Annotated in this window: 17 protein-coding genes; 5 read left to right on the top strand and 12 right to left on the bottom strand. The window is 62.2% G+C overall.

What is annotated here, in order from left to right; all coding sequences use genetic code 11:
- Positions 1–118: 118 nt before the first annotated feature.
- From rpmF to mtgA, 3 genes are all read right to left on the bottom strand, one after another.
- On the bottom strand, positions 119–304 hold the full coding sequence (gene rpmF, locus RG540_RS18815) for a 50S ribosomal protein L32 (RefSeq protein WP_038546808.1): 186 nt from the start codon (positions 302–304) through the stop codon (positions 119–121).
- 147 nt (positions 305–451) lie between these two features.
- Positions 452–1,099 (bottom strand): glutathione S-transferase family protein, encoded by a 648-nt coding sequence (locus tag RG540_RS18820; RefSeq protein ID WP_038591057.1) that lies wholly within the window; start codon positions 1,097–1,099, stop codon positions 452–454.
- 72 nt (positions 1,100–1,171) lie between these two features.
- The gene (gene mtgA / locus RG540_RS18825; protein WP_038591059.1) at positions 1,172–1,918 is read right to left on the bottom strand and encodes a monofunctional biosynthetic peptidoglycan transglycosylase; all 747 of its coding nucleotides are present in this window, start codon (positions 1,916–1,918) and stop codon (positions 1,172–1,174) included.
- Positions 1,919–2,048: 130 nt separating this feature from the next.
- Here mtgA and RG540_RS18830 point away from each other — a divergent pair, with 130 nt between their 5' ends.
- Entirely contained in the window at positions 2,049–2,963 is a 915-nt protein-coding gene (locus tag RG540_RS18830; RefSeq protein WP_038591062.1) for a polyprenyl synthetase family protein, read from the top strand.
- Between the two features lie 19 nt (positions 2,964–2,982).
- Positions 2,983–3,624, top strand: a complete 642-nt coding sequence (locus RG540_RS18835; RefSeq protein ID WP_038591065.1) for a LysE family translocator — start codon at positions 2,983–2,985, stop codon at positions 3,622–3,624.
- 32 nt (positions 3,625–3,656) lie between these two features.
- Here the strand turns inward: RG540_RS18835 and RG540_RS18840 are convergent, their stop codons facing one another.
- The 3 genes from RG540_RS18840 to RG540_RS18850 form a co-directional block, all read right to left on the bottom strand.
- Positions 3,657–4,319: an OmpA family protein gene (locus RG540_RS18840; RefSeq protein ID WP_037085819.1), complete on the bottom strand. Its 663-nt coding sequence runs from the start codon at positions 4,317–4,319 to the stop codon at positions 3,657–3,659.
- A 94-nt stretch (positions 4,320–4,413) separates the two neighbouring features.
- Positions 4,414–4,848: a DoxX family protein gene (locus RG540_RS18845; RefSeq protein ID WP_038591067.1), complete on the bottom strand. Its 435-nt coding sequence runs from the start codon at positions 4,846–4,848 to the stop codon at positions 4,414–4,416.
- Positions 4,849–4,858: 10 nt separating this feature from the next.
- On the bottom strand, positions 4,859–5,347 hold the full coding sequence (locus RG540_RS18850; RefSeq protein ID WP_038591070.1) for a cupin domain-containing protein: 489 nt from the start codon (positions 5,345–5,347) through the stop codon (positions 4,859–4,861).
- A gap of 92 nt (positions 5,348–5,439) precedes the next feature.
- On the opposite strand from RG540_RS18850, the gene RG540_RS18855 reads away from it, so the two are divergent.
- On the top strand, positions 5,440–6,039 hold the full coding sequence (locus RG540_RS18855) for a TetR/AcrR family transcriptional regulator (protein WP_038594233.1): 600 nt from the start codon (positions 5,440–5,442) through the stop codon (positions 6,037–6,039).
- A 6-nt stretch (positions 6,040–6,045) separates the two neighbouring features.
- Here RG540_RS18855 and hisC read toward each other — a convergent pair whose 3' ends face one another.
- From hisC to RG540_RS18870, 3 genes are all read right to left on the bottom strand, one after another.
- On the bottom strand, positions 6,046–7,110 hold the full coding sequence (gene hisC, locus RG540_RS18860) for a histidinol-phosphate transaminase (RefSeq protein WP_038591073.1): 1,065 nt from the start codon (positions 7,108–7,110) through the stop codon (positions 6,046–6,048).
- Positions 7,111–7,114: 4 nt separating this feature from the next.
- Positions 7,115–8,365 (bottom strand): flavodoxin-dependent (E)-4-hydroxy-3-methylbut-2-enyl-diphosphate synthase, encoded by a 1,251-nt coding sequence (gene ispG, locus RG540_RS18865; RefSeq protein WP_038591075.1) that lies wholly within the window; start codon positions 8,363–8,365, stop codon positions 7,115–7,117.
- 126 nt (positions 8,366–8,491) lie between these two features.
- On the bottom strand, positions 8,492–9,682 hold the full coding sequence (locus RG540_RS18870) for an MFS transporter (protein WP_038594236.1): 1,191 nt from the start codon (positions 9,680–9,682) through the stop codon (positions 8,492–8,494).
- Between RG540_RS18870 and RG540_RS32765 the strand changes: the two genes are divergently transcribed.
- On the top strand, positions 9,582–9,920 hold the full coding sequence (locus RG540_RS32765) for a hypothetical protein (RefSeq protein ID WP_162182791.1): 339 nt from the start codon (positions 9,582–9,584) through the stop codon (positions 9,918–9,920). The genes RG540_RS18870 and RG540_RS32765 overlap by 101 nt on opposite strands.
- A 21-nt stretch (positions 9,921–9,941) precedes the next feature.
- On the opposite strand, the gene pyc is transcribed toward RG540_RS32765, so the two are convergent.
- Both pyc and RG540_RS18880 read right to left on the bottom strand, forming a co-directional pair.
- Positions 9,942–13,406, bottom strand: a complete 3,465-nt coding sequence (gene pyc / locus RG540_RS18875; protein ID WP_038591078.1) for a pyruvate carboxylase — start codon at positions 13,404–13,406, stop codon at positions 9,942–9,944.
- A gap of 132 nt (positions 13,407–13,538) precedes the next feature.
- On the bottom strand, positions 13,539–14,279 hold the full coding sequence (locus tag RG540_RS18880; RefSeq protein ID WP_038591081.1) for a LuxR family transcriptional regulator: 741 nt from the start codon (positions 14,277–14,279) through the stop codon (positions 13,539–13,541).
- A gap of 310 nt (positions 14,280–14,589) precedes the next feature.
- On the opposite strand from RG540_RS18880, the gene RG540_RS18885 reads away from it, so the two are divergent.
- Positions 14,590–16,359, top strand: a complete 1,770-nt coding sequence (locus tag RG540_RS18885; RefSeq protein ID WP_038594239.1) for a glucan ABC transporter ATP-binding protein/ permease — start codon at positions 14,590–14,592, stop codon at positions 16,357–16,359.
- Between the two features lie 87 nt (positions 16,360–16,446).
- Here the strand turns inward: RG540_RS18885 and RG540_RS18890 are convergent, their stop codons facing one another.
- A complete protein-coding gene (locus tag RG540_RS18890; protein WP_051909522.1) occupies positions 16,447–24,951 on the bottom strand; it encodes a GH36-type glycosyl hydrolase domain-containing protein in 8,505 nt (2,834 codons plus the stop codon).
- Positions 24,952–25,359 lie beyond the last annotated feature (408 nt).

The following is a 25,359-nucleotide window of genomic DNA, read 5'->3' on the forward strand; positions in this document are numbered from 1 at the left end:
GTGGCCGGACTGTACGTGCTTGCCCTGCTTTCGCAAGTCTTCGCGCAATAAAACAAGTCTTCGCGCAACAAAAAAGGCCGGCAGAGCCGGCCTTCGATGCAATAGAAACCAGGAACGCTTATGCGCTTTCCTTCGGCGTCAGAACCTGACGACCGCGATACATGCCGGTCTTCAGATCGACATGGTGCGGACGGCGCAGTTCGCCGGAGTTCTTGTCTTCGATATAGGTCGGAGCCTTGAGTGCGTCTGCGGAGCGGCGCATACCGCGCTTCGACGGGCTCGTTTTTCTCTTCGGTACAGCCATTTTGATTACTCCACTTGCGTGCAAAACATAATCCCCGGCCGGAACTGAGGCCGATTGGACATGTCTCGATCTCGGAAATTTGGGCGGCTTATACATGCCCCCCGGGGCTTTGACCAGTCCCCAAGCCTATTTTTTCAGAATTCCCGCTCAAACTTCGTCTTCCGGCACGATCCAGGTTTCGGCAAGGGCTGCGTCCTGCCACTTGAGCCACGCCGGATGCGATTTCATTGCCGCGACATAGGCGAGCGTTTCCGGATCCGTCACGAGATCGTAGACGTCGAAACGGCTGACAACCGGCGCAAACATCGCATCCGCTCCGGAGAATTCGCCGAACAGGAAGGGGCCGCCGGATTTTGCCCGGAGCTCGCGCCAGATCGTCTCGATGCGAGCGACATCGTCCATCACCCCGTCGGCAAGAGCGATGCTCGCCTTCGGACGGCGCATGTTCATCGGACAGGCGTTGCGAAGTGCGCCGAAGCCGGAAATCATCTCCGTCGAAACGGAACGCGCCACCGCGCGGTCGGCGGCAGCTTTCGGCCAGATGCCCTTGTCCGGGAAAAGCTCGGCGGCGTATTCGATGATTGAAAGCGATTCCCACACCCTGATGTCGCCCTGGTGCAGCACCGGCACCTTGCCGGTCGGCGAAATCGTCTTGAATTTCGGATTGCCGGCCGGGAAATCGAAGGGGATCAGCACTTCCTCGAAAGGAATGCCGGCCGCCGTCAGCGCGATCCAGGGGCGGAAAGACCAGGAGGAATAATTCTTGTTGCCTATATAAAGGGTAAGCTTTTCCACGGGCCGCTCTCCGGTTGGTTTATTAGCCTCATAATGGCCTTGCCAGGAGACGACCAATGAAATCGATAGACCTCAATCATAAATGCATTTGATGTAATCGCCGGATCCCCGCGCCCGGCGCTCGACGAGCACGGCCAGTTGCTGAACGCCGCGGCTCGGTTTGCTGGCGACGCGGGTGATCGGATTGGGAAGTGCTACGGCCAGAAGTGCGGCCTGCCGGGCGCTCAGTTTCGAAGCAGGCACCTTGAAATGATATTGCGCCGCCGCTTCCGCACCATAGATGCCCGGGCCCCATTCGGCGATGTTCAGATAAATCTCCATCATCCGGCGTTTCGACCAGACGAAGTCTGCACCCAGCGCCAGCGGCAGCTCCAGCCCCTTGCGGATGAACGAGCGCCCGTTCCAGAGGAACAGGTTCTTGGCGGTCTGCATCGGAATGGTGCTCGCGCCCCGAGTCGCCTCGCCGTCGAGAGCATCCTCGACCACGCCACGCATCTGGTTCCAGTCGACGCCGCCATGGAAGCAGAACTGGCCGTCCTCCGACATCATCACCGAACGGACGAGATTGGGCGAGATCTCGTCGAGGCTCACCCAGCGCCGGTCATACCCGCGAAACAGCGCCAGTTCCGACAGCATCAGCGTCGAGACAGGACGGGTGAACGGCAGCGCATAAACCAAGATCAGCAGATAGGGCAGCAGCACCAGCGCGATCGCGATCAGCACGATCCGGCGGATCAGAGTTCCGGAAACCGGGCGCCGTTGCCAGCGGGGCCTCACGGGCTCCTCCTCCTGCACCTGCTGTTCGGGTGTGATGTCCAATATCGCACTCGTCCCTCGTTTTGAGTTTCATAACCGCTCAACGTGGCCAAGGCGAGTCCGGTGCCGAAAACTTCGCGTGTCCTGGTGAATCGCCGTTGCCAGCCAACAATCGGCATGCCAAACAGCGGCCATGACGGACGCGAAGACGGCATTCGAAATACGCCTGCGGCAGAGCGCCGCCGAGACGGGAGCCCTGCTTTCGTCTCTCTTGTCCGATACCCCTCTTTCCGACGAGACGACCCGCCCGGCGCATCTGATGGCCGCCATGCGGCACGGGTCGCTGAACGGCGGAAAGCGACTGCGGCCCTTCCTCGTCCGCGAGAGTGCGGCTCTGCTCGGCGGTCCGGCGGATGCGGCGCTTCGGGTCGGCGTCGCGCTCGAATGCCTGCATTGTTATTCGCTGATCCATGACGACCTGCCGGCCATGGACGACGACGACCTGCGCCGCGGCCAGCCGACCGTGCACAAGGCCTTCGACGAAGCGACCGCCATCCTCGCCGGCGACAGTCTCCTGACCTACGCCTTCGACATCATTGCCGCGCCGGAAACCATGCTGGCCGACCGACTGAAGACGGAACTCGTCCTGGCGCTTGCCCGCGCTGCGGGACCGGGCGGCATGGCGGGCGGCCAGGCGCTCGATCTCGCCGCCGAAAAATCGCCCCCCGACGAGGCCGGCATCACCATATTGCAGGCGATGAAAACGGGTGCGCTGCTGCGCTTTGCCTGCGAGGCGGGGGCGATCATCGCAGGCTCTGAACCGGAGCATCGCGAAAGGCTGCGGCTGTTCGGCCAGAAGATCGGCCTTGCCTTCCAGCTCGCCGACGATCTGCTCGACCTGACTTCGGATGCGGCAACCATGGGCAAGGCAACCGGCAAGGATGCGGGACGCGGCAAGGGCACGCTCGTGGCGCTGCACGGTATAACATGGGCGGAAGGCCGGCTCGATGTTCTGACGAAGGAAGCCATAGAACTGCTTGCGCCCTACGGCGAAAAAGCGTCCATTCTGCAGGAGACGGCACGCTTCATCGCCAGCCGGGAAAACTGAAAAGGGATAGGAAACGAGAATGCCGGACGTCCTGAGCTATCTGCCCTACATGTGGCCGGCCTATGTGGCCTATGTCATCAATGTCGCGAGCCCAGGCCCGGCCAATTTCGCCATCATCGGCACCTCGATCTCTCAAGGGCGCCGCGCCGGCCTGATCACCGCACTCGGCATCGCCAGCGGCTCGCTGACCTGGGCGACGGCTGCAGCGCTTGGTCTTGCGGCGCTGCTCCGCAATTATGCGATCGCGCTGGAGATCATGAAGGTGCTCGGCGGGATCTACCTGATCTACCTGGCCTGGAAGGCTTACAAGTCCGCACGCCTGCCGGATTCCAAGGTCGCCCTCGGCAATACGAAAACAAATTATACAGCGCGCCAGCTCTGGCTGCGCGGTTACGCGATCCACGTCACCAATCCGAAGGCGATCTTTGCCTGGTTGGCAATCATTTCACTCGGCCTGCCGGACAATGCGCCGACCTCTGCGATCCTGTTGATCATCGCCGTCTGCATGAGCTCGAGCATGCTGATCTTCACCACCTATGCGATGGTCTTTTCGACATCCCATGCGCTGCGCGGCTACAAGGCCGCGCGGCGCTGGGTCGAAGGCACGATGGCGGTGTTCTACAGCGTCGCCGGCCTGAAGCTGCTGACGAGCCGCATCTGAACGGCTCGCCTTCCTTATCAGCCTTTTTTTGATCAGCCCTGGGTGATCGGTGCGATCGCCACTTCGACACGGCGGTTCTGCGCGCGGCCATCCGAGGTCGCGTTGGAGGCAACCGGCTGCGACGGTCCGAAGCCCATCGTCGACATGCGGCGCTGGTCCACACCCCCACGGCTTCCGAGATAGTTCGCGACGGAAGCGGCGCGGCGTTCAGAGAGCGCCTGGTTATGCTGCAGGCTGCCGGTCGAGTCCGTATGGCCGTTCACGTCGATCAAGGTGCGGTTGAACTTGTTCAACACGATCGCGACGGCATCGAGCGTCCGGTAAAAGGGCGGGATCACCTGGTCCTGGTCGGTGGCAAACGTGATGTTCGACGGCATGTTGAGAATGATGCGGTCGCCGACGCGGGTCACGGAAACACCAGTGCCCTGCAGCTGGGCGCGCAGTTCTGCCTCCTGATTGTCCATGTAGGCGCCGATCCCGCCACCGGCGAGCGCACCGATACCGGCACCGATGAGCGCATTGCGGCCCGCATGGCGTCCGCCGGTCAAGCCGCCGGCAAGCGCGCCGAGGCCGGCACCGATGGCAGCGCCGCCGGCTGTGTTGGAAACCTTCTGCTCGCCCGTATAGGGGTCGGTCGTGGTGCAGGCGGAAAGATAGGTCGCGCAAAGTGCGACGATTGCAATTTTCTTGAGCATGTAAATCGATGTCCCCGTCGTCAGTGGTGCCACCTCATTTACCATGAATTGCGGCAATAGCGAGGAGGCCGGCGCGATGTCGATGCCCTCACCGTCAGAAGCTTGCAAGTGCTGGCGCGCCTGCCACACGCGCCTCCCGCCGCAGGACGGCGATCACCACCAATCCGCCGATCAGGCTGACATGCTCGAAGGTGAACATCATCTCGATGAACGCCGCTTCGCCGGTCATCGTCCAGAACGCATGAGCGATCGGAATGGTCATCATCGTGAACACGCCGAGCGCGCCGGCGCCGAGCCAGACCCAACGGCCGGAAATCACCAGCGCGGAGCCACCGAGCTGGACGAGGATGACGGCGATCGCCATCGGAACGGCCGGCATCACGCCATAGCGCTCCATTTCCGCGACCGCGCCACCGAAGTCGATAACCTTGGCAAGACCGCTCGACCAGAACACGAATGTGAGAAGCACGCGGGCCAGAATACCGAAAGAGCGGGAGGCGAGAAGATTGTTGATCAGTGGGAGTGTCATTGTCCTGTCCTCAAGCATTTGCCGGGACGGGGATATCGATCCCGAAACGCGCGGCGGTCGCCACGATCTTCGGAACATCCGGCGGCAGCATCTCCGGAAATACCGTCGAGCCGGATGGCATCGGATCGCCGATGGCCACGAAAAATTCCTCGTGCAGGTCGCCTGGGAAATTGATCAGCAGCAGTCGTGAGGTCGTCTCGGCGATATTGCGGAAGGAATGCATCGTGCCGGGCGCGACATGGACGAAATCGCCGGGGCCGCAATGCTTGACCTCATCGCCGACGATGATCTCGTATCGGCCGTCAAGAACGAGGAATGCTTCCTGATCGGTCTGCGTATGCGGCGGCGGACCGGCGTTCGGTGCAGTGAGCACATCGATGACGGTGAAGTTTTCCTTGGTGTCCGCGAAACGGGCACGAAAGGTCAGGATATTGCCGAGAAAATGCACCGTCAGGGGCGCAACAGAACCCCCGGCGGGAGATGTGGAAACCGTGTTCATGGTCTTGTACCTTGATTTCGTTGTGATACACTTAGCTCTTAATGAGATATAAATCTCATAACGAGAGTGAGGTACCAAGTCAAGTGAATGACGTGAAGAAAACAGAACGGGTGAACCAGAAGAAGCGGACGCGGGTCGAGTTGCTGCGCACCGCAAGGCAGTTGATCGAGGCCGGAGGGCACCCCTCAGTTGCGGAAGTCGCCGATGCGGCGGGCATTTCCCGTGCCACGGCCTACCGTTATTTCTCGACCCCGGATGAAATGGTGCACGAAGCGGTGCTCGACGCGGTGGCCGACAGTGTTCGCCTGCCGGACAATCTTGCCATGAGCGGCAGCGTCGAAGAACGGCTCGACGAAATGGTCGCCCAGATTTTTCGCATGGTGGCGGAGAACGAAAGCGTCTTCCGCACCTTTCTCGCCACCTCGATCACCAACGATACCCAGGTGCGGCGCGGCGGCCGACGCCTTCCCTGGCTGGCGGAAGCGCTGGAGCCGGTGCGGCCCAGGCTCTCGAAGGAGGCCTTCGACCGGCTGATTCATGGACTGTCGATGCTGACGGGTATCGAGTCCCTCGTCGTGCTGCGCGACATCTGCAATGTCGACCCGCAGGAGGGCGAACGGATCGTCCGCTGGTCCGCCCAGGCCATGCTGGCAAAGGCCCTGGCCGAGGAAACGTCTATTGCGAGAGAATAGTCACGGTCAGCCGGCGGCCGGCAGGTTCTTCAGGACGTCGAGCAGCCGGTCGCATTCGGCATCCGTGCCGATCGAGATGCGCAGATAGTCGGCTATGCGCGGCTTGTTCCAGTGCCGCACCAGCACGCCCTCGGCCCGCAGCGCTGAATAGACTTCAGCGCCCGCGAGTGCCGGATGTTTGGCGTAGACGAAATTCGCCTGCGACGGCAGCACATCGAAACCCATCGCCTGCAATTCGCCGCTGACGCGGTCGCGCGTCGCGATGATCTTCTGCCGGCAGGTCTCGAACCATTCGGCATCCTCGATCGCAGCCGTCGCGGCAACCTGGGCCAGCCGGTCGAGCGGGTAGGAATTGAAACTGTCCTTCACCCGTTCCAGGGCATCGACCAGATGCCGCTGGCCAAGCGCGAAACCGACGCGCATCCCCGCCAGTGAGCGGGATTTCGACAGCGTCTGGATGACGAGGAGATTTGGATAGCGTCCGATGAGGCCGGCAGCCGTCTCGCCGCCGAAATCGATATAGGCCTCGTCCACCACGACCGGTACGTCGGGATGCGCCGCCACCAGCGCCTCGATATCCGGGAGGGCCAGGCCGATGCCGGTCGGTGCATTCGGGTTGGGGATGATGATCGCGCCGCAGGGCCGATCGTAGTCGGCATGCCGGACCCGGAAGCCCCCATCGAGCGGGATCTCGACCACGTCGATATCGTAGAGCCGGCTATAGGTCGGATAGAAGCTGTAAGTGATATCTGGATAAAGCAGCGGCTCGTCGTGCTTCAGCAGCGCCTGGAACGTGTGCGCCAGCACCTCGTCCGAACCGTTGCCGACGAAAACCTGATCCGCCTGCACGCCGAAACGTACAGCGATCGCTTCGCGCAATGCGGTCGCCGACGGATCGGGATAAAGCCGCAGGGCATCATCCGCCGCCGCCTGTATCGCGGAGACCGCCTTTGGAGACGGCCCGTAGGGGTTTTCGTTGGTGTTGAGCTTGACGAGGTTCTGGATGCGCGGCTGCTCGCCCGCGACATAGGGTTTCAGCGTGCTGACGATCGGCGACCAATATTGGCTCATGGGATTACTCGGCAGCCGTCCGCTGACCGAAGCGCTGCTCGATATAGTCGATGACGAGCTTCTCGAAATCGGCGGCGATGTTGACCCCACGCAACGTCATCGCCTTCTTGCCGTCGATGAAGACAGGTGCTGCCGGCGTTTCCCCGGTGCCCGGCAATGAGATGCCGATATCCGCGTGTTTGCTTTCGCCCGGACCGTTGACGATGCAGCCCATGACCGCGACGTTGAGGGCTTCGACGCCCGGATATTTCTCGCGCCAGACCGGCATGTTCTTGCGCAGGTCGTTCTGGATGTTCTGGGCAAGCTCCTGGAACACCGTCGAAGTCGTACGCCCGCAGCCCGGACAGGCCGCGACGACGGGAACGAACTGGCGAAAACCCATGACCTGCAACAGTTCCTGCGCCACCTGCACTTCGCGGGTACGGTCGCCGTTCGGCTCCGGCGTCAGCGAAACGCGGATCGTGTCGCCGATCCCGTGCTGGAGCACATAACCCATGGCAGCCGACGAGGCGACGATGCCCTTGGAGCCCATGCCGGCTTCAGTGAGGCCGAGATGCAGCGCGTGGTTGGAACGCTCTGTGAGCATGGAATAGACGGCGATCAGGTCCTGAACCTGGCTGACCTTGGCCGACAGGATGATGCGGTTGCGCGGCAGACCGATCTGCTCGGCAAGCTCGGCCGAAATCAGCGCCGACTGGACGATCGCCTCATGCATGACCTGACGGGCCGACAGCGGCGAACCGTCCGCGGCGTTACGATCCATCAGCGTGGTCAGCAGATCCTGGTCGAGCGAACCCCAATTGACGCCGATGCGCACAGGCTTGTCGTAGCGGATCGCCATCTCGATGATGTCGGCGAACTGCTTGTCCTTCTTGTCCTTGAAACCGACATTGCCCGGGTTGATGCGGTATTTGGCGAGCGCCTCGGCGCAGGCCGGATGGTCGGCGAGCAGCTTATGGCCGATATAATGGAAATCGCCGATCAGCGGCACGTCCATGCCGAGACGCAGCAGCCGCTCGCGGATTTTTGGCACCGCGGCGGCACTCTCGTCGCGATCGACGGTGATGCGCACCAGCTCGGAGCCCGCCTTGTAAAGCGCCGCGACCTGGGCGACCGTTCCGTCGATATCGGCAGTGTCCGTATTGGTCATCGACTGCACGACGACGGGCGCCCCTCCGCCGACGATGACGCCGCCGACATCGACAGCGACCGTGGCGCGGCGCGGTTTCGGATCGTAATCGATGGGTGCGGTCATCGGAAGTCTCGTCGCCTTGGGAATGAAGCGCCTTTCAGGTGGCGTATGGCTCGCGGCTTGTCAACCGCCGCGACACTCACTTTATAGCACAGGCCTTTCCCGTTCCAGCCCGGCAGGCTGACGCACCTAATGATGCGCCGTGTCGGCATGTCTGGCCAACGGCGAGAGGACCAGCACCACGATGATGAGCGCCGAAAGCCCGGCAAAGATCGCCGCCAGCCCGGTATGTTCGGCGATGAAGCCGATCGCCGATGGAGCGACCAGGATGCCGGAATAGCCCATGGTCGTGACCACCGAGAGGCCGACGCCGGCCGCCATGCCCGGCAGGTTGCCAGCTGCCGAAAAGGCGATCGGCACGATATTGGAAATGCCGATGCCCGTCAGCGCAAAGCCGGCAATCGCCATCGGCGCATTCTGGGCAAAGCCGATCAGCAAGAGGCCGAAGATCGAGATGACGGCGCAGACGCGCAGCGTCATCACCGCTCCAAAACGGTCGCGGATCAGGTCGCCAGCAAAACGCATCGCCGCCATGGTGAGTGAGAATGCAGCGAACGCGAAGCCGGAGAGCGTGACGGAAGCCGCCAACTCGTTGCGAAGGTAAAGCGCACCCCAATCGAGGATCGCGCCTTCCGGGATCATGCAGAACAGCGCCATGATGCCGATCAGCCAGGGCAACGGCGAAAGCGGCAGGCGGCTTCCACCGTGCTTGGCTTCGTCCGGATGCGGCGCATCATGCAAAACGGTCGGCCAGGCAGCAACGATCATCACCGCGGCCAGCACCGTGACCAGGATGGCATGCGCGGAAACACCGATATGTTCGATCAGGAAACCGCCCGTCGACGAGCCGATCAACCCGCCCAGGCTCCAGAAGGCATGGCAGGACGACATGATCGCCCGGCGCATGCTCTTCTCAACCGAGACAGCATTGGCATTCATCGCCACGTCCATCGCGCCAATCAGGCCGCCGAACAGGAAGATTGCCACGGCGCCTGACCATATGCTGCCGACCCAGGTGAGAAGGAGCAATGTCGGCGTCAGCAATACCGAGGTATATTTGGAAACCTGGCTCGACCCGAAGCGGGCGATCTGGCTGCCGGCAAGCGGCATCAGCAGCAGCGATCCGAGACCGAACGTCAGGATCATCAATCCGAGCGAGCTTTCGCTCAAGCTCAGGCGGCTCGCAAATTCCGGGATTTTTGGCGCCCAGGCACCGATCATGAAACCGTTCATCAAGAAGAGCAGCGATACGCCCGCCCTTTCGCGGGTGAAGAAAGCGCGGGAGCTGGAGGAAGCGTTTGAAGGTGCGCGACTGTCCATGGATAGGTTCCTTTCGATCGTCGCGAACATATTTAAATCGATTGAATTTGCAACGTCGCGAAGAAACCCTCCCTCTCACAAATTGTATCGAGGCGAAACCTGCAACGCGGAAAAATGTTCGCGGCCATGTCATTCGCCGCGGGCCAACGCGGGCACCGGCGCAATCCTGAACGATTGCGCCGGCCTGACGATCATTTTCGGCGAAGGGCTCGGTGGGGAACGCCGGGCCTTGAGGTAAGGCCGCTGAACGCCCCTCCCCTTAGCTGGCGCCATAAACGATCAGCAAATCCTTGGCGTCGATCTGGTCGCCGGCCTTGACGAGGACTTCGGCGATGGTTCCGTCCTTTTCGGCATGCAACGCGGTTTCCATCTTCATCGCCTCGATCGACAGCAGCACGTCGCCGGCTTTCACGGTTTGGCCGGTTGTCGCAAAGACGCGGGAGATGACGCCCGGCATCGGCGCGCCGAGATGAGCGGCATTGCCGATATCCGCCTTGCGGCGCACCGCACTGCCGGAAGCCCCATGCGCCCGGTCCGGCACCTTGATGCGGCGCGGCTGGCCGTTGAGTTCGAAGAATACGGTAACCATGCCTTGGGCATCCGTGCCGCTCATCGCCTGGTTGACGACAACCAGCGTCTTGCCCCGCTCGATATCGGCGAACAGTTCCTCGCCATCCTTCAGCCCGTAGAAATAGGCATGCGTCGGCAGTACCGAGACCGGGCCGTAAGTGTCCGAAGCCAGCGCGAAGTCGGTGAACACCTTCGGATACATCAGGTAGGAGGCGAACTCGAAGTCGTCGATCTTGCGCTCCAGCTTGTCCTCGATGACCTTGCGCTCCGCAGCGAGATCCGCCGGGGCTAGAAGCGAGCCGGGCACCGCCGTATAGGGCGCCTCGCCCTTCAGCGCCTTTTTCTGCAGTGCCTGCGGCCAACCGCCGGGAGGCTGGCCGAGATCGCCCTTCAGCATCGACACGACCGAATCCGGAAACGCGATGTCCTTCGCCGGGTTTTCGACGTCGGCGACGGTGAGGTCCTGGGAGACCATCATCAGCGCCATGTCGCCGACCACCTTGGACGACGGCGTCACCTTGACGATGTCGCCGAACATCTGGTTCACGTCCGCATAGGTCTGGGCGACCTTGTGCCAGCGGGTTTCAAGCCCGAGCGAGCGGGCCTGTTCCTTGAGGTTGGTGAACTGGCCGCCGGGCATCTCGTGCAGATAGACTTCCGAGGCCGGCCCCTTGAGGTCGCTTTCGAAGGCCGCATACTGACCGCGCACCGCTTCCCAATAGAAGGAGATGCGGCGGATCCATTCCGGATCGAGGCCCGGATCGCGCTCGGAGCCGGACAGCGCTTCGACGATCGAGCCGAGGCAGGGCTGGGACGTATTGCCGGATACTGCATCCATCGCCGCATCGACCGCGTCGACGCCCGCGTCCACCGCGGCAAGCACGGTCGCAGCCGAGATGCCGGACGTGTCATGGGTGTGGAAATGGATCGGCAACGAAGTCGCCTCGCGCAGCGCCTTGAACAGCACCCGTGCGGCAGCCGGCTTCAACAGGCCGGCCATGTCCTTCAGCGCGATGATATGCGCGCCCGCCTTCTCCAGCTCTTCGGCCAGGGAGACGTAATATTTGAGGTCGTATTTCGGGCGCGCGGAGTTCAGGAGATCGCCCGTATAGCAGATCGCCGCCTCGCAGAGCCTGTTCTCTTCGTTGATCGCATCCATCGAGACGCGCATGTTCTCGACCCAGTTGAGGCAGTCGAAGACACGGAAGAGGTCGATGCCGCCCTTGGCGGCCTGGGCAACGAAAAATTTGACGACGTTGTCGGGATAGTTCTTGTAGCCGACGCCGTTGGCGCCGCGCAAAAGCATCTGCAACAGCAGGTTCGGCGCACCCTCGCGGATCATCGCCAGGCGTTCCCACGGGTCTTCGGTGAGGAACCGCATGGAAACGTCGAAGGTCGCGCCGCCCCAGCATTCCAGCGAGAACAGGTTCGGCAGCGCCCGCGCATAGACGCCGGCGACACGCGCGATGTCATAGGTGCGCATGCGGGTGGCCAGCAGCGACTGATGACCATCGCGCATCGTCGTGTCGGTCATCAGCACGCGCTTTTCGTTGCGCATCCATTCGCCGAACTTTTTCGGGCCGAGCGTGTCGAGGAGCTGCTTGGTTCCGTCCGGGACCGGGCCGTTGATATAGGGCAGCACCGGTTTGGCACTATGTTCGGATGGCACCGGCCGGCCTTTGGTTTCCGGATGGCCGTTGACGGTGACGTCGGCGAGATAGGTGAGCAGCTTGGTGGCACGGTCTTGCCGCTTCACCTGCTCGAACAGTTCCGGCGTCGTGTCGATGAACCGCGTCGTGTAGGTGTTGTCGCGGAATTTCGGGTGGCCGATGATCGCTTCGAGGAAAGTGAGGTTAGTCGCGACGCCGCGGATGCGGAACTCGCGCAGAGCGCGGTCCATCCGGCTGATCGCTTCGGCCGGCGTCGAGCCGGCCGCCGTCACCTTGACCAGCAGCGGATCGTAATAGCGGGTGATCACCGCGCCCGAATAGGCCGTGCCGCCGTCGAGACGGATGCCGAAACCGGCGGCCGAACGGTAGGCGGTGATACGGCCGTAATCCGGGATGAAATTGTGTTCCGGATCCTCGGTGGTGATCCGGCATTGCAGCGCGTGGCCGTGCAGCCGGATGTTTTCCTGGGCCGGCACACCGGATTCGGGCGTGCCGATCGCAAAACCTTCTAGAATATGGATCTGCGCCTTGACGATATCGATGCCGGTGACGACTTCGGTCACCGTATGCTCGACCTGAATGCGCGGGTTCACCTCGATGAAGTAGAATTTGCCGGTATCGGCATCCATCAGGTACTCGACCGTGCCGGCACCGACATAATTGGTCGCCGCAGCGATCTTCAGCGAATAGGCGGCAAGCTCCGCCCGCTGCTCTTCCGAAAGATAGGGTGCGGGCGCGCGTTCGACGACCTTCTGGTTGCGGCGCTGGATCGAACAGTCGCGCTCAAAGAGGTGCACAACGTTGCCGTGCGTATCGCCAAGCACCTGGCTCTCCACGTGGCGGGCACGCTCGACAAGCTTTTCGAGATAGACCTCGTCCTTGCCGAAGGCGGCCATCGCCTCGCGCTTGGCTTCCACGACTTCCTTGGCGAGGTCCTTCGGATCGCGGATGGCGCGCATGCCGCGCCCACCGCCGCCCCAGGACGCCTTCAGCATCACCGGATAACCGATTTCCTCGGCCATCTTCGCAACGACCGCCATATCGTCCGGCAGCGGCTCCGTCGCCGGCACGACCGGCACGCCGACCGAGATGGCCAGATTGCGGGCCGCAACCTTGTTGCCGAGCTGACGCATCGTATCCGGCCGCGGGCCGATGAAGATGATGCCTGCCTCATTGCAGGCCTCGACGAATTCCGGGCTTTCCGACAAAAGGCCGTACCCCGGATGGATGGCATCGGCGCCGGAAAGCTTGGCAACGCGGATCACTTCCGGAATGGACAGATAGCTCTCGATCGGCCCCATATCCTTGGAAAGATGCGGGCCGCGACCGACCTGATAGCTCTCGTCGGCCTTGAACCGATGCAGCGAGAGCTTGTCCTCCTCCGCCCAGATCGCAACGGTCTTGATGCCAAGCTCATTGGCGGCACGGAAGACGCGGATGGCGATCTCCGAGCGATTGGCAACCAGTATCTTCGAAATCGACAAGACGGATCTCCCCACGCGCCATCGAGAAAAATGCTGCACTGCAAAGAAATCAGTATCGTCTTAATCAAGCAAGCGCAATTTGTCGGGGAGGCCAGACGACAAATTTATGACGGACGAATAGGGGGCTGGTTTCTAGGTGACGAGACCGAGGCGGAATGCCGAAGCGACGACATGCTGGCGGTTCTTGGCGCGCAGCTTCTCCTGAAGCCCGTTGATATACCAGTCGACCGTATGGCTGGAGATCTCGAGCGACTTTGCAATCTCGTTGGATGTCAGGCCCTCGGCCAGTAGCACGATGACTTCCATCTCGCGGCGGGTAAGCTGGGTGTCGACTTTTGCGACAGCTTCCAGTTCTTCTGCCTGGCCGCGCAGCTCCAGAAAGCGCCAGAACGTCCTCTTGGCAGCGGCATCGAACAGCGCCGTTTCAGCGGGCGAAAGATCCACGGGCCGTCCGCCGATGGTCATGTTGCCGAGTAACCCGTTGCGGCCATGGACCGGAAACATGTAGCCGTCCTGGAGACCGTAACGCATCCCTTCCTGCATCATCCGCTGCATGCGCTGCCGATGCGGATCGTTCCGGAGCCTGAGGACCGCGTCCCGCCAGCGGAAGTGTTTTTGCGCGATGCTGAGCATTCGGATGGTCGGATCGACCAGCACGTATTTGCGGCTCTCGTAGATTTCCTGCCAGCCTTCCGGCCAGCGCTCGGCGAGGGCCAAGCCTGCCGGCCCCTGGTGAGAGCGTGGTCGGATAACCAATCCATAATATTCGAAACCATAGGCTTTCAGCAGAGATTCGAGCTGAGCCGTCAGCTCCGCCTCGGTCTTGACTTCCCCGACGAGTACCAAGAGTTGCACGACCAGCTGAATGTTCACGACTTGCTCCCGCCGCGCTCTTTCCGGGCGCTTCTTTTCTTTGTATTAAATTTCAGTGACTTCCCTTATTCACAATCGATTAGCATAGTTATCATTCGTTGAAGGTATACCGCGAAATCTAGCCCTTGACGGCGTTGTGTGAGAAGCTGTGGACCGGTTCGAGACACCGAATACGGGAAGTCTTGCTCTCCATGAAACATTTCTGGCAGAAGGGTATTATCTCCGGCATCCGTCGCGGAATTGCCGTTTACGATCATTAGATTACCGATGCCGCTGCCATGGCGGCTCCACATGAAAAAGGTTGCGCCAGTTGACGCTGTTCCAGGTTTACGCACGAGCCCTCAGATATCTGGCCAAGAACAAATGGCGCGTCGGTGCCGTCGTCGTCGCCAATATCGTGCTGGCCGTCATCACCATTGCCGAACCGATCCTGTTCGGCCGCATCATCGACGCCATTTCGTCCGGCGGTACTGTTACTCCGGTCTTGATTTTATGGGCCGGCTTCGGCGTCTTCAATACCGTCGCCTACGTGCTTGTCTCCCGCGAGGCCGACAGGCTCGCCCATGGTCGACGCGCGTCGCTGCTGACCGAGGCTTTCGGACGCATCATCTCCATGCCGCTGGCCTGGCACCATACCCGCGGCACCTCCAATGCGCTGCATACCCTGCTGCGTGCCGCAGAGAGCCTGTTCGGCCTGTGGCTCGAATTCATGCGCACCCACCTCGCCACCGCGGTGGCGCTGGTGCTGCTGATCCCGACCGCAATCTCCATGGATTGGCGACTCAGCCTCGTCCTTTTGGTGCTGAGCATCCTCTACTGGATCATCGGCGTCACGGTGATGAACCGCACCAAGGAGGGCCAGGCCTCGGTCGAGAACCATTACCACACGGTCTTCTCCCATGTGAGCGACGCGATCAGCAACGTATCGGTGCTGCACAGCTACAATCGCATCGAAGCCGAGACCCTGGCGCTCAAGGACTATACCAAGGACCTGCTTGCCGCCCAATATCCGGTGCTCGACTGGTGGGCCTTGGCGGGCGCGCTCAACCGTACTGCCTCGACGGTATCCATGGGCGTTATCCTGGTCATCGGTACGCTTCTGGTCCAGCGGGGTGAAATCCGGGTCGGCGATGTCGTGGCTTTCATCGGCTTCGCCAACCTGCTGATCGGCCGTCTCGATCTGCTGCGCCAGTTCGCCACCCAGATCTTCGAAGCGCGCTCCAAGCTCGAAGATTTCTTCGCGCTTGAGGATTCCGTCGAAGAGCGTGCCGAGCCGGCCGATGCCGCCGATCTCGGCGAGGTTCGCGGCGAGGTGGAATTCCGCGATGTCTCCTTCGGCTTCGCCAATACGACCCAAGGCGTCCACAACGTTTCCTTCACCGCAAGGGCCGGGGAGACGGTTGCCATCGTCGGCCCGACCGGCGCCGGCAAGACGACGCTCATCAACCTCCTGCAGCGTGTCTACGATCCCCAGGAAGGCAAGATTCTCATCGATGGCGTCGATATCGGCAAGGTGACGCGGAAATCGCTGCGCCATTCCATCGCCACCGTCTTCCAGGACGCCGGTCTCCTGAACCGGTCGATCAGCGAAAACATCCGCCTCGGCCGCGAAGGGGCGAGCGAAGAGGAAATCGCCAAGGCGGCGGAAGCAGCCGCCGCCGCCGAGTTCATCGAAACCCGGTTAAACGGCTATGAGACGCCTGTCGGAGAGCGCGGCAACCGCTTGTCCGGCGGCGAGCGCCAGCGCATCGCCATTGCCCGCGCCATCCTCAAGAATGCACCGATCCTCGTCCTCGACGAAGCGACCAGCGCCTTGGACGTCGAGACCGAGGCTCGCGTCAAGACAGCCATCGACCGCCTTCGCGAGAACCGCACCACCTTCATCATCGCCCACCGGCTTTCGACCGTTCGCGATGCGAACAAGGTGATCTTCCTCGAGAACGGCCGCGTTGCCGAGATGGGCAGCTATGACGAACTCAGCGAGAGCGGCGGACGTTTCGCCTCGCTACTGAAGGCAAGCGGCATCCTGACCGACGACGAAGCGAAGGATCACACCCCGTCGGAGGCGCAGCCCGCCTGACCGGTCGATCCCGAAGCCCAACGAAAAACCCGCCGCCATTCGCATGGCGGCGGGTTTTCTTTTGTCGGTTTCCGATGATCGGAGGTCTCAGCTTTCGGCCGGTTCCGGCAGTCGCTTCGCAGCGGCTCCGTCGAGGAGGAAACCTTCCGTCCCATTGACCACCTGACCGTCGATCATGACCTTGTCGCCTTCGACGGTGATCTTGTGTACCGTGTCGTCGATGGTCAGTTCGGCGGTAAAGCCATTCCAGTCGGTCGGCAGTGTCGGGTTGACGAACAGCCGGTCGCCCTGGCGGCGGATGCCGAGGATGCCCTCGGTGGCCGCACGATAGAGCCAGCCCGCAGAACCCGTATACCAGGTCCAGCCGCCGCGGCCGGTATGGGAACCGTGGCCATAGACATCGGCCGCGACCACATAGGGTTCGACGCGATAGGTCTCGGCCGCGTCCTGGTCGAGCGCGTGGTTGATCGGGTTCAGCATCCGGAAGCACTTCCAGGCGTCGTCGCCCCGCTTCAGCGCCGCCAGCGCCAGCACGACCCAGATTGCCGCATGGGTATACTGGCCGCCGTTTTCACGAACACCCGGCGGATAAGCCTTGATATAGCCCGGGTCCTTGCGGGTATCCTGGAACGGCGGCGTGAAGAGGCGGATGATGCCGGCTTGGCTGTCGACCAGTTTTTCGAGCACCGCATCCATCGCCTGGGCGGCACGCTCCGGATCGCCTTCGCCCGAGAGCACACTCCAGGACTGGGCAAGCGAGTCGATGCGGCATTCGTCGCTGGTGCTCGAGCCGAGCGCAGAACCATCGTCGAAATAACCGCGGCGATAGTAGGTGCCGTCCCAGCCGGCCTTTTCGAGCGCCTGCTTCAGCGTTTCGATATGGTCGGTCCAGCGCTGGACGCGCTTCTTGTCCTTGCGGGCCTCCGCATAGGGCAGGAAATTGCGCAGTGCCGCGGCCAGGAACCAGCCGAGCCAAACGCTCATGCCGCGGCCGCCGATGCCGACGCGGTTCATGCCGTCGTTCCAGTCGCCACCGAGGATGAGCGGCAGGCCCTTATCGCCGGTTCGCGTGATCGCCAGGTCCAGCGCCCTTGCCGCATGCTCGTAGACAGTTGCGGTCTCGGTCGACACCGTCGGCTGGAAGAAGGAGTCGTGCTTGTTCTTTTCGAGCACCGGACCGTCGATGAACGCCAGTTCCTCGTCGAGCAGCGATGCATCGCCGGTCACCGAGACATACTGGTGGATACCGTAGGCGAGCCAGACAACGTCGTCGGAGATCATCGTCCGGACACCGGCACCGGAGCCGGGCAGCCACCAATGCAGCACGTCGCCTTCCTTGAACTGCCGCGAGGCCGCATTGACGATCTGGCGGCGGGCGAGCGACGGCTCGTGCACCAGGAAAGCCAGGGTGTCCTGCAGCTGATCACGGAAACCGAAGGCACCGGACGCCTGGTAGAAGGCGGTGCGGGCCATGATGCGGCAGCCGAGCGCCTGGTAGGGCAGCCAGTGGTTGACCATGTTGTCGAGCGACTTGTCCGGCGTCGAGACCTTCAGGCGGCCGGTGAAGCCGGTCCAGAAGTCACGGTTCGCCGCAAGGATCGGAGCGAACTCCTCGCCGCGCAGCTGGGCGACCAGCGCCTGGGCCTCTTCCTTGGTATCGGCATCGCCGAGATAGAAGGTGACCGTCTTCTCTTCGCCCGGGGCAAGCTCGATGTCATAGGCGAGCGCCGCGCAGGGGTCGCCATCGAGATCGAGAGCGTTGCTGAGCGCCGAAGCGGACATCACCGCCGCCGGCATCTGGACCGAACCGAAGCGGCCGATGAATTCGCGGCGGCTCGCCGTGAAGCCGACCGGCGTCTCCTTCATGCCCATGAAGGCAATGCGGCGGTAGTCGATGCTGTAGGAATTGGTGGCGAAAAGCGCGCCCGTTTCCTCGTCGCGGCTGGAGAGGATGAACGGGATGGACCGGGCCGGATTGGCGCCGAGCAGCCATTCCACATACCCGTAGACGCGCAGCCTGCGGGTTTCCGAGCTGCCGTTATGGACGAGGATGGACGAAAGCTTTGCCGCCCGTGTCCGGTCGACCGTCTGGGTCAGCCTGATCTTCAGGCCGTCTTCTTCGCTCGAAAAGACCGAGTAACCAAGGCCGTGCCGGGTTTCAAACTTGACCTCCGGCTTGCGCGACAGGACCGCGAACGGCGTCATGACAGCGCCGTTATCCCGGTCGGCGACGTAGAACGCCTCGCCGGGGCGGTTGATGACCATGTCGTTGGTCCAGGCCGTCAGCTGATAGTCGCGGGAGTTCTTGGCCCAGGTGAAGCCTGAACCTTCCGCCGAAATGTGGAAGCCGAACTTGTCGTTGGAGATGATGTTGATCCACGGCTGCGGCGTCGACTGGCCGCCGTGCAGGCGCACCACATATTCGCTGCCGTCCTTGGTGAAACCGCCGAAACCGTTCCAGAAGTCGAGATCCGCCGGCGCCTCGATCGGAGCCGGAGGCTGGAAGATCTCACCGTTCAGCAGCGGACGACGGTCGATCTCGATCTGCTGGTCCTTCGGCGGCGCGAAGATCGTCGCCGTGCGGTTGAGCTGGTCGCTGATCTTGCCGTTGCGGGCATGCAGAACCACGCGGGATGCGGCGATCAGGCCTTCCGAACCCTCGTCGTCCATGATGTCGCGGCGCAGCGAGAAGACGTGCTGGCGCTGGCCCTCCTGCTGGCTGAGGCGGCGGGAACTCTCGGAGAGATGTTCCAGTGCCTGCTGCATTTCCTGCGCGTAGGAGGCCGCCCGCTCGTTGAAGATCACGAGGTCGGTGACGACGCCGCGCGAGCGCAGATATTCCTGGGCGCTCATCGCCTCCTTGGCGACCGGCATGTCGTTGTCATCGTTGATACGCAGCGTGAAGATCGGGAAGTCGCCGGAAACCGACGACGGCCAGAGCGACGATTGCGGCTGCATGCCCGCGTGTATGGTCGCCTGGTCGGCGCGAAGCTGCATGTCCGGATAGATGAGATAACGCGCCAGGTGCTGGAACGCCGCCGCATCCTGCGAAGAGACGCCGAGATGGCGCATCTGCACCTGCGTGCGTGTCCAGGCCTGCGTGAGCTCGGTCTGGAAGGCGTCCGGATGGCGATAACGTTCGATCGCCTGGTCGAGCTCTTCGCGCTTGGGCGCTGCGATCGTCCAGAAGATGACGCTCACCTTCTTGCCGGCCGGCACCCGCACGACCCGGCGCAGCGACAGGATGGGATCGAGCGTGAAGCCGTCGGTACCCGACAGCGTCGCGCCGGGATCGAAGGCTGCAGCTTCCGAAAGCGTGCGGCCGCGGCCGAGGAACTTGCGGCGGTCGGTCTCGAATTCGGTCGGGCGAGCCGAACCGGCATTGTCGGCGGCCAGATGGGCGATCACCATGTCCGGCTCGTTCGGCGCGCGCTTGTTGCGCCAAGCACGGATGACGTCGCCGCGGCGGCCGATTTCCGTGTGGACGAACATCCGCTGGAAGACCGGGTGGGCGTTGTCGTCGTCCTCGGTGGTCAGCACGGGTTCCATATAGGACGTCACTTCGATGAAGCGATCCTCGGTACCCATGTTGAGCAGCGTCAGGCGGCGGCCTTCGGCATCGTGTTCGCTGGCGACGATGCACTCGACCGTGCTCGTGAGGTCGCCGACCGTCTTGTGGAATTCAGCCCGTTCGTCGGAGAAGATCGCCCTGGTCTTTTCGCCTTCGATACGGCGCGGCTCGGCGGTGGCAGACCACCATTCGCCGTTCGTTGTGTCGCGCAGGAACAGGAACTGGCCCCAGCGATCTTCGGTCGGGTCGGGTTTCCAGCGGGCGACAGACAGTCCGTTCCAGCGGGAATATCCCGAGCCGGTCGCGGTCAGCATGACCGAGTAGTGACCGTTGGAGAGCAGCGCCAGTTCCCGGTCCTTGGTGGCCGGGTTGGTGATGGTGCGGATTTCCGAACGCAACAGCTCGCCCTGGCCCTTGCCGGGGGTTTCTTCGTGCTTGGCGCTCATCACCGGAATGTCGCGGGGCGCCTTTTCCTGCAGCAGCAGTTCGGCGGCCTCGATGGTCGGGTCGGAATGGAAGAGTTCGCGCAGCAGGCCGTTCATCACGACGTTGGCGATCGCGGCGATCGACATGCCGTGGTGGTGGGCATAATAGTTGAACACTACCGCGTAGCGCTTGCCTTCCGGCACGCGGGTCGGCGTGAAGTCCACCGCATCGTAGAAGCCGAATACCCCGAGCGCTCCGAGCGAGCGCAGTTCGGTGAGGTTTTCCGAGGCAGCGATCGGGTCGTACTGGCTGGCCAGGATCGACGCATAGGGGGCGATGACGGCGTTTTGTCCGAGACCGCGCTTGAGGCCGAGCGTCGGCACCCCGAAGTTCGAATATTGATAATACATCTGATGGTCGAGAGCGTTGAATGCCGCTTCCGAGATGCCCCATGGCGTGCCGAGGCGGCGGCCGTGGTTCATCTGTTCCTTGACGATCAGATTGTTGGTCTGGTTGAGGATGCCTCCCTGGCGCTCCTGCATGACGAGCGGCGGCATGAGGTATTCGAACATCGAGCCGGACCAGGAGACCAGGGCGCCTCGCGCACCGATCGGCACCACCTGGCGGCCGAGCTTGTACCAGTGCTCGGTCGGCAGGTCGCCCTTGGCGATCCCGAACAGGCTGGTCAGACGCGCTTCGGATGCGAGAAGGTCATAGCAGGCTTCGTCGATCTCGTTGGTTTCGACACGATAGCCGATCGACAGAAGGCGGCGCTCCTTGCGGAACAGGAAACTGAAATCCATCGCGAAGGCGAGGCGGCGGGTTCGGTCGCGCAACACGCCGAGCCGCTCCCGCAGCGATTCGATATTGGCATTGTCGAAGACGCTATCGGCGATATGCGCCTCGCAGGCGGCGACGAGAGACGCGGACCAGCGGGTAACTTCGTCGCTCTGCGCCGAACGGACTTCCTGATCGAGGTTGACGGCGAGCTTCTGGATGTCGCGGGCAAGCACGGCAAGGTTGATGATCCGGATCGACGCGAATTCATGCTCGCGCTTGACCGCGGCAAGCGCATTGCCGAAGCCGACGATACGTTCTTCCAGACGGCGACGCAGCGGGCGCACCGTCTTGCGGTCATCCGGCAGAGCTTTCAGCGTCTCGGCCAGAATGCCGGAAACGTCGCCGATGCCGTCGAGATTGCCCTGAAGGTGCGCGGAAGGAGCCTCGGCCCAGATGCGCAAAGCCGACGAGATGGCGATCAGATGGCCGGCGAAGTTGCCGCTGTCGACCGACGAGACGTAGCGCGGCATCAGCGGCTGCAGCGTGTCGGTATGATACCAGTTGTACATGTGGCCGCGGAACTTGTCGGCTCTTTCAACCGCCGAAATCGTCTGCTCGATGCGCTCGATCGTGTCGGTGAAGCTGATCCAGCCGAAATGCCGCGCCGAGATCGTCGACAGCAGGTAGACGCCGATATTGGTAGGCGACGTGCGCTTGGCGATGACCGGGTTCGGCTTCTCCTGGAAATTGTCCGGCGGCAGGTAGTTCTGCTCCGCCGTCACGAAGGTCTCGAAATACCGCCAGGTGCGGCGGGCGATCTTGCGCAGTTCGACGGACACGGGTTCCGGCACGAACAACCGGTCTTCGGTCTCGGCCGACTGGCTGACATACCAGGCGACGAGCGGCGAGAAGATCCACAGCACGGCGAACGGGATGCCGACCAGGAATGCGTTGTCGCCTGGCATGGCCGACAGGATGATGCTGAGCACGGCGATTGCCGGCGCATGCCACATCGTCTTGTAATAATCCTGCGGGCTCCCTTGCGCGCTCGACTGGATCGAGGCGGCGGTGCGCCATTCCAGCATCAGCTTGCGGCTGAAGAACAGGCGGTAGAGAGACCGGGCGATCGCATCGGTCATGATGCAGGCGGAATCCGCGATGAAGACGACGCGGAGGGCGACCTGCGCATTGGCCGAGCGCATGTCCGACCAGACGGAATAGAAATGCGCGCCGGGAACGATATCGGTGGAACTCGGCAGCAGGCCGGTGACCAGGCTGAGGGTCGGAGCAACGAACAGCGAGAAGATCAGCAGGATCTGCCAGATCAGTGCGCCGAGCGGATCCATGAAGTACCAGCCGAGCACGGAAGCGAAGAACCACGCGATCGGGGTCAGCGACCGGCGTAGGTTGTCGATCATCTTCCAGCGGCCAAGCGCAGTCACGCCCCGCTTCGGATCAAGGATGTAAGGCAAGAGCTGCCAGTCGCCGCGCGCCCAACGATGCTGACGCGAAACCTCGACCTCGTAGCGGACCGGAAAATCTTCGACCAGTTCCACGTCGGTCACGAGAGCGCAGCGTGCGAACGAACCTTCGAGAAGGTCATGCGAGAGGACTGAGTTCTCGTCGATCCGGCCCTTGAGCGAAGCCTCGAAGGCATCAACGTGATAGAGGCCCTTGCCGGTGAAGCTGCCTTCACCGGTGAGGTCCTGGTAGACGTCGGAGACGGTGAAGACGTACGGGTCGAGACCGCGGCCGACGGAGAAGACGCGCTGGAAGACCGAGGCTTCCTTGCCAGTCGTCAGCGACGGCGTCACGCGCGGCTGCATCAGACCATAGCCATGGATGACGCGATTGGTTTTCGGATCGAGCACCGGCTGGTTGATCGGGTGGTGCATCTTGCCGACGAGCTTGGTCACCGCATCGCGCATCAGGCGCGTATCGGCATCGAGCGTCATCACATACTGGACATTTTCCGGGACGATGTTGGCACCCGGAAGATAACTGGTGTCGCGATCACCGCGCAGCAGCATGTTGAGCTCATGCAGCTTGCCGCGCTTGCGCTCCCAGCCCATCCATGCGCCTTCGGCCGGATTGAACAGACGGCGGCGATGCAGCAGATAGAAGCGCGCCTTGCCGTCCTCTCCATACTTGGCGTTGAGCGCTGCGATCTCGCGCTTCGCATAATCGAGGATTTCGAGGTCCGTATCGGTCTCTTCGAACTTGCTGTCGCGCCAGTCGCTGAGCAGCGAGAAGTAGATTTCGCCGTGGGGATTGGCGAGATAATGGACTTCGAGGTTGCGGACGAGTTCGTCCACGGTGTCGCGGTCGGTGATCAGGCAGGGTACGGCAACCAGCGTTCTTGCCGTTTCCGGAATGCCTTCCTTGAATTCGTAGCCGACCAGCCGGGCTGGCCTCACCACATAGGTCACCAGCGTATTGAACAGGCCGGTCGCGCCTTCGGAAGCCGGCAGTGCAAACATCAGCAGGAAGCAGAAGACGACCGGCAGCGGAATATCCGCCTGCACCAGGAACCAGCCGGCAATCGCCATGGCGAGAACGGTAATCAGGATGACCGGGCCGGCGATCGCAAACCAGCTGAGGCGGCGGACAAGGCGGACAAATTTCTGGACGAACAGCAGGTTGTAACCGACTGCCGCTTCCAGCTCCCGGCGGCGGCGGCCGACGACGAAAGCGCCGACATTGGTCTCGCGCGGGTCGGCATTTTCTTCTGCCGACGCCTTTTCGGCGAGCTGGATGGCAGCTTCCGCCACCTCGGCCTCGCTCTTGCGGGAGCGGCGGGCAATCTGCTCGATACGGTTGCGATAGGCGTTACGCGAGCCGAAATCGAGCGCCTGATAGTCGGTGCGCTCGCGGAAGATCTTGTCGATCTGCGAGACGTCTTCGAACCAGACGCTCCATTCCGTATCGTCGATTTCGCGCAGGCTCTTGATGATGTTGCCCATCGTCACGTTGCCGGACGAAAGGCGGTTCTGTTCGGCGAGCATCACCTCTTCGACGCCGGTGCCCGCCTGTTCGAGACGCTGCTCCAGCCAGGCGACGGCAAAACCCGAGGTCTGCGAGGCGTTGCGAAGGCGATAGAGGAACTGCGCCGTGAACGTATTGTCGTTCGTCAGGTTCTCGATGCCCTTCAGGACATCGGCGCTCGCCTCCTCGTTATTGAGGCGGATGATCTCGTCGGCGGTCTCATTGGCGCGGCGGCGCATGTTGCGCGAGCGATCGACACGGGTCGCGATGCGGCGCAGGTTCTCGATCAGCACGAAACGGATGAACGAGGGCAGCGCCCAGAGCTCGCCGATCTCGAGCGGTTCCTTGACCTGGAAACCCTGGACCATCGAGGCCAGTGCTTCGCGGGAAATGCTGCTGTGGGTATGGGCGACATAGAGCCAGGCGAGCGCCAGGACGCGCGGCAACTCCTGGCCGCCGACCATCATCGTGGGCAACTGGCGGAAGAATTTCTTCGGGAAGTCGCGGCGGACTTCCTGGATCGCCTCTTCGACGATGTAGTAATTGTCGAGCAGCCATTCGGCGGCGGGCGTAATCGATGCGCCGGCATCGACATCGGTAGCCGTCGCCCGGTAGACCCGAAGGATTTCCTTCTCGTTCTCCTCGTGCCGCTTGAAGAATTCGAACTCCATCAAGCCCGGCAGGCTGGGCGTGCCCTCCTTGCCGAGTTTCTCGCCGCATTCCCGCAATGCATCGATGTTGAAATAGGTCGAGCGGATCGAGTCATTATGATCGATCTGCTTGGCTTCGGTTTCGCGCGAGGAAGCTGACGGCGGAGTGTGAAATGACATGGATACGGGCTTCTGCTGAAAACTCTAAGGGTTTGTCGGCCTCGCCTTACTCGGCCTGCATCGGAAGCGCCAGTCATCATTTGGATTATGGTGACCGGCCGGATGCAAACCCGCGAGGATGGGAAATAGAGAGCAGTCCGGATATTGCAAACGACTGACTGAAATCTATTGCTCACTTCCTGCGGATTGACACATGTTCCGGCTCTATCGAGGCTCGCCTGAATGGAACCTGAACGGAAGCAGCCCGTTGATAATGCGATGAATTTCGAGCCGGCGCGGCAGGCCTGTCCGAGCACCTTGCCGTAGCGAGGACGGCTAAATTTAATCGGGGAGGGTTTACCTTCCGGAGGCCCGGCTGATATTCATCGTGGACGCAAGGGCGATCTCGTCGTGCCCGCGACCGGTCCA

This window comes from Neorhizobium galegae bv. orientalis str. HAMBI 540 (assembly GCF_000731315.1).
GTDB classification, from domain to species: domain Bacteria; phylum Pseudomonadota; class Alphaproteobacteria; order Rhizobiales; family Rhizobiaceae; genus Neorhizobium; species Neorhizobium galegae.

Bases quoted from the DNA above. Each gene is read 5' to 3' on its own strand.
- RG540_RS18840 (WP_037085819.1), bottom strand. From the start codon at position 4,319: ATGCTCAAGAAAATTGCAATCGTCGCACTTTGCGCGACCTATCTTTCC.
- RG540_RS18890 (WP_051909522.1), bottom strand. From the start codon at position 24,951: ATGTCATTTCACACTCCGCCGTCAGCTTCCTCGCGCGAAACCGAAGCC.
- RG540_RS18845 (WP_038591067.1), bottom strand. From the start codon at position 4,848: ATGACACTCCCACTGATCAACAATCTTCTCGCCTCCCGCTCTTTCGGT.
- hisC (WP_038591073.1), bottom strand. From the start codon at position 7,110: ATGAGCCAATATTGGTCGCCGATCGTCAGCACGCTGAAACCCTATGTC.
- RG540_RS32765 (WP_162182791.1), top strand. From the start codon at position 9,582: ATGAAACCGTTCATCAAGAAGAGCAGCGATACGCCCGCCCTTTCGCGG.
- RG540_RS18850 (WP_038591070.1), bottom strand. From the start codon at position 5,347: ATGAACACGGTTTCCACATCTCCCGCCGGGGGTTCTGTTGCGCCCCTG.
- ispG (WP_038591075.1), bottom strand. From the start codon at position 8,365: ATGACCGCACCCATCGATTACGATCCGAAACCGCGCCGCGCCACGGTC.
- rpmF (WP_038546808.1), bottom strand. From the start codon at position 304: ATGGCTGTACCGAAGAGAAAAACGAGCCCGTCGAAGCGCGGTATGCGC.
- RG540_RS18835 (WP_038591065.1), top strand. From the start codon at position 2,983: ATGCCGGACGTCCTGAGCTATCTGCCCTACATGTGGCCGGCCTATGTG.
- RG540_RS18870 (WP_038594236.1), bottom strand. From the start codon at position 9,682: ATGGACAGTCGCGCACCTTCAAACGCTTCCTCCAGCTCCCGCGCTTTC.
- RG540_RS18830 (WP_038591062.1), top strand. From the start codon at position 2,049: ATGACGGACGCGAAGACGGCATTCGAAATACGCCTGCGGCAGAGCGCC.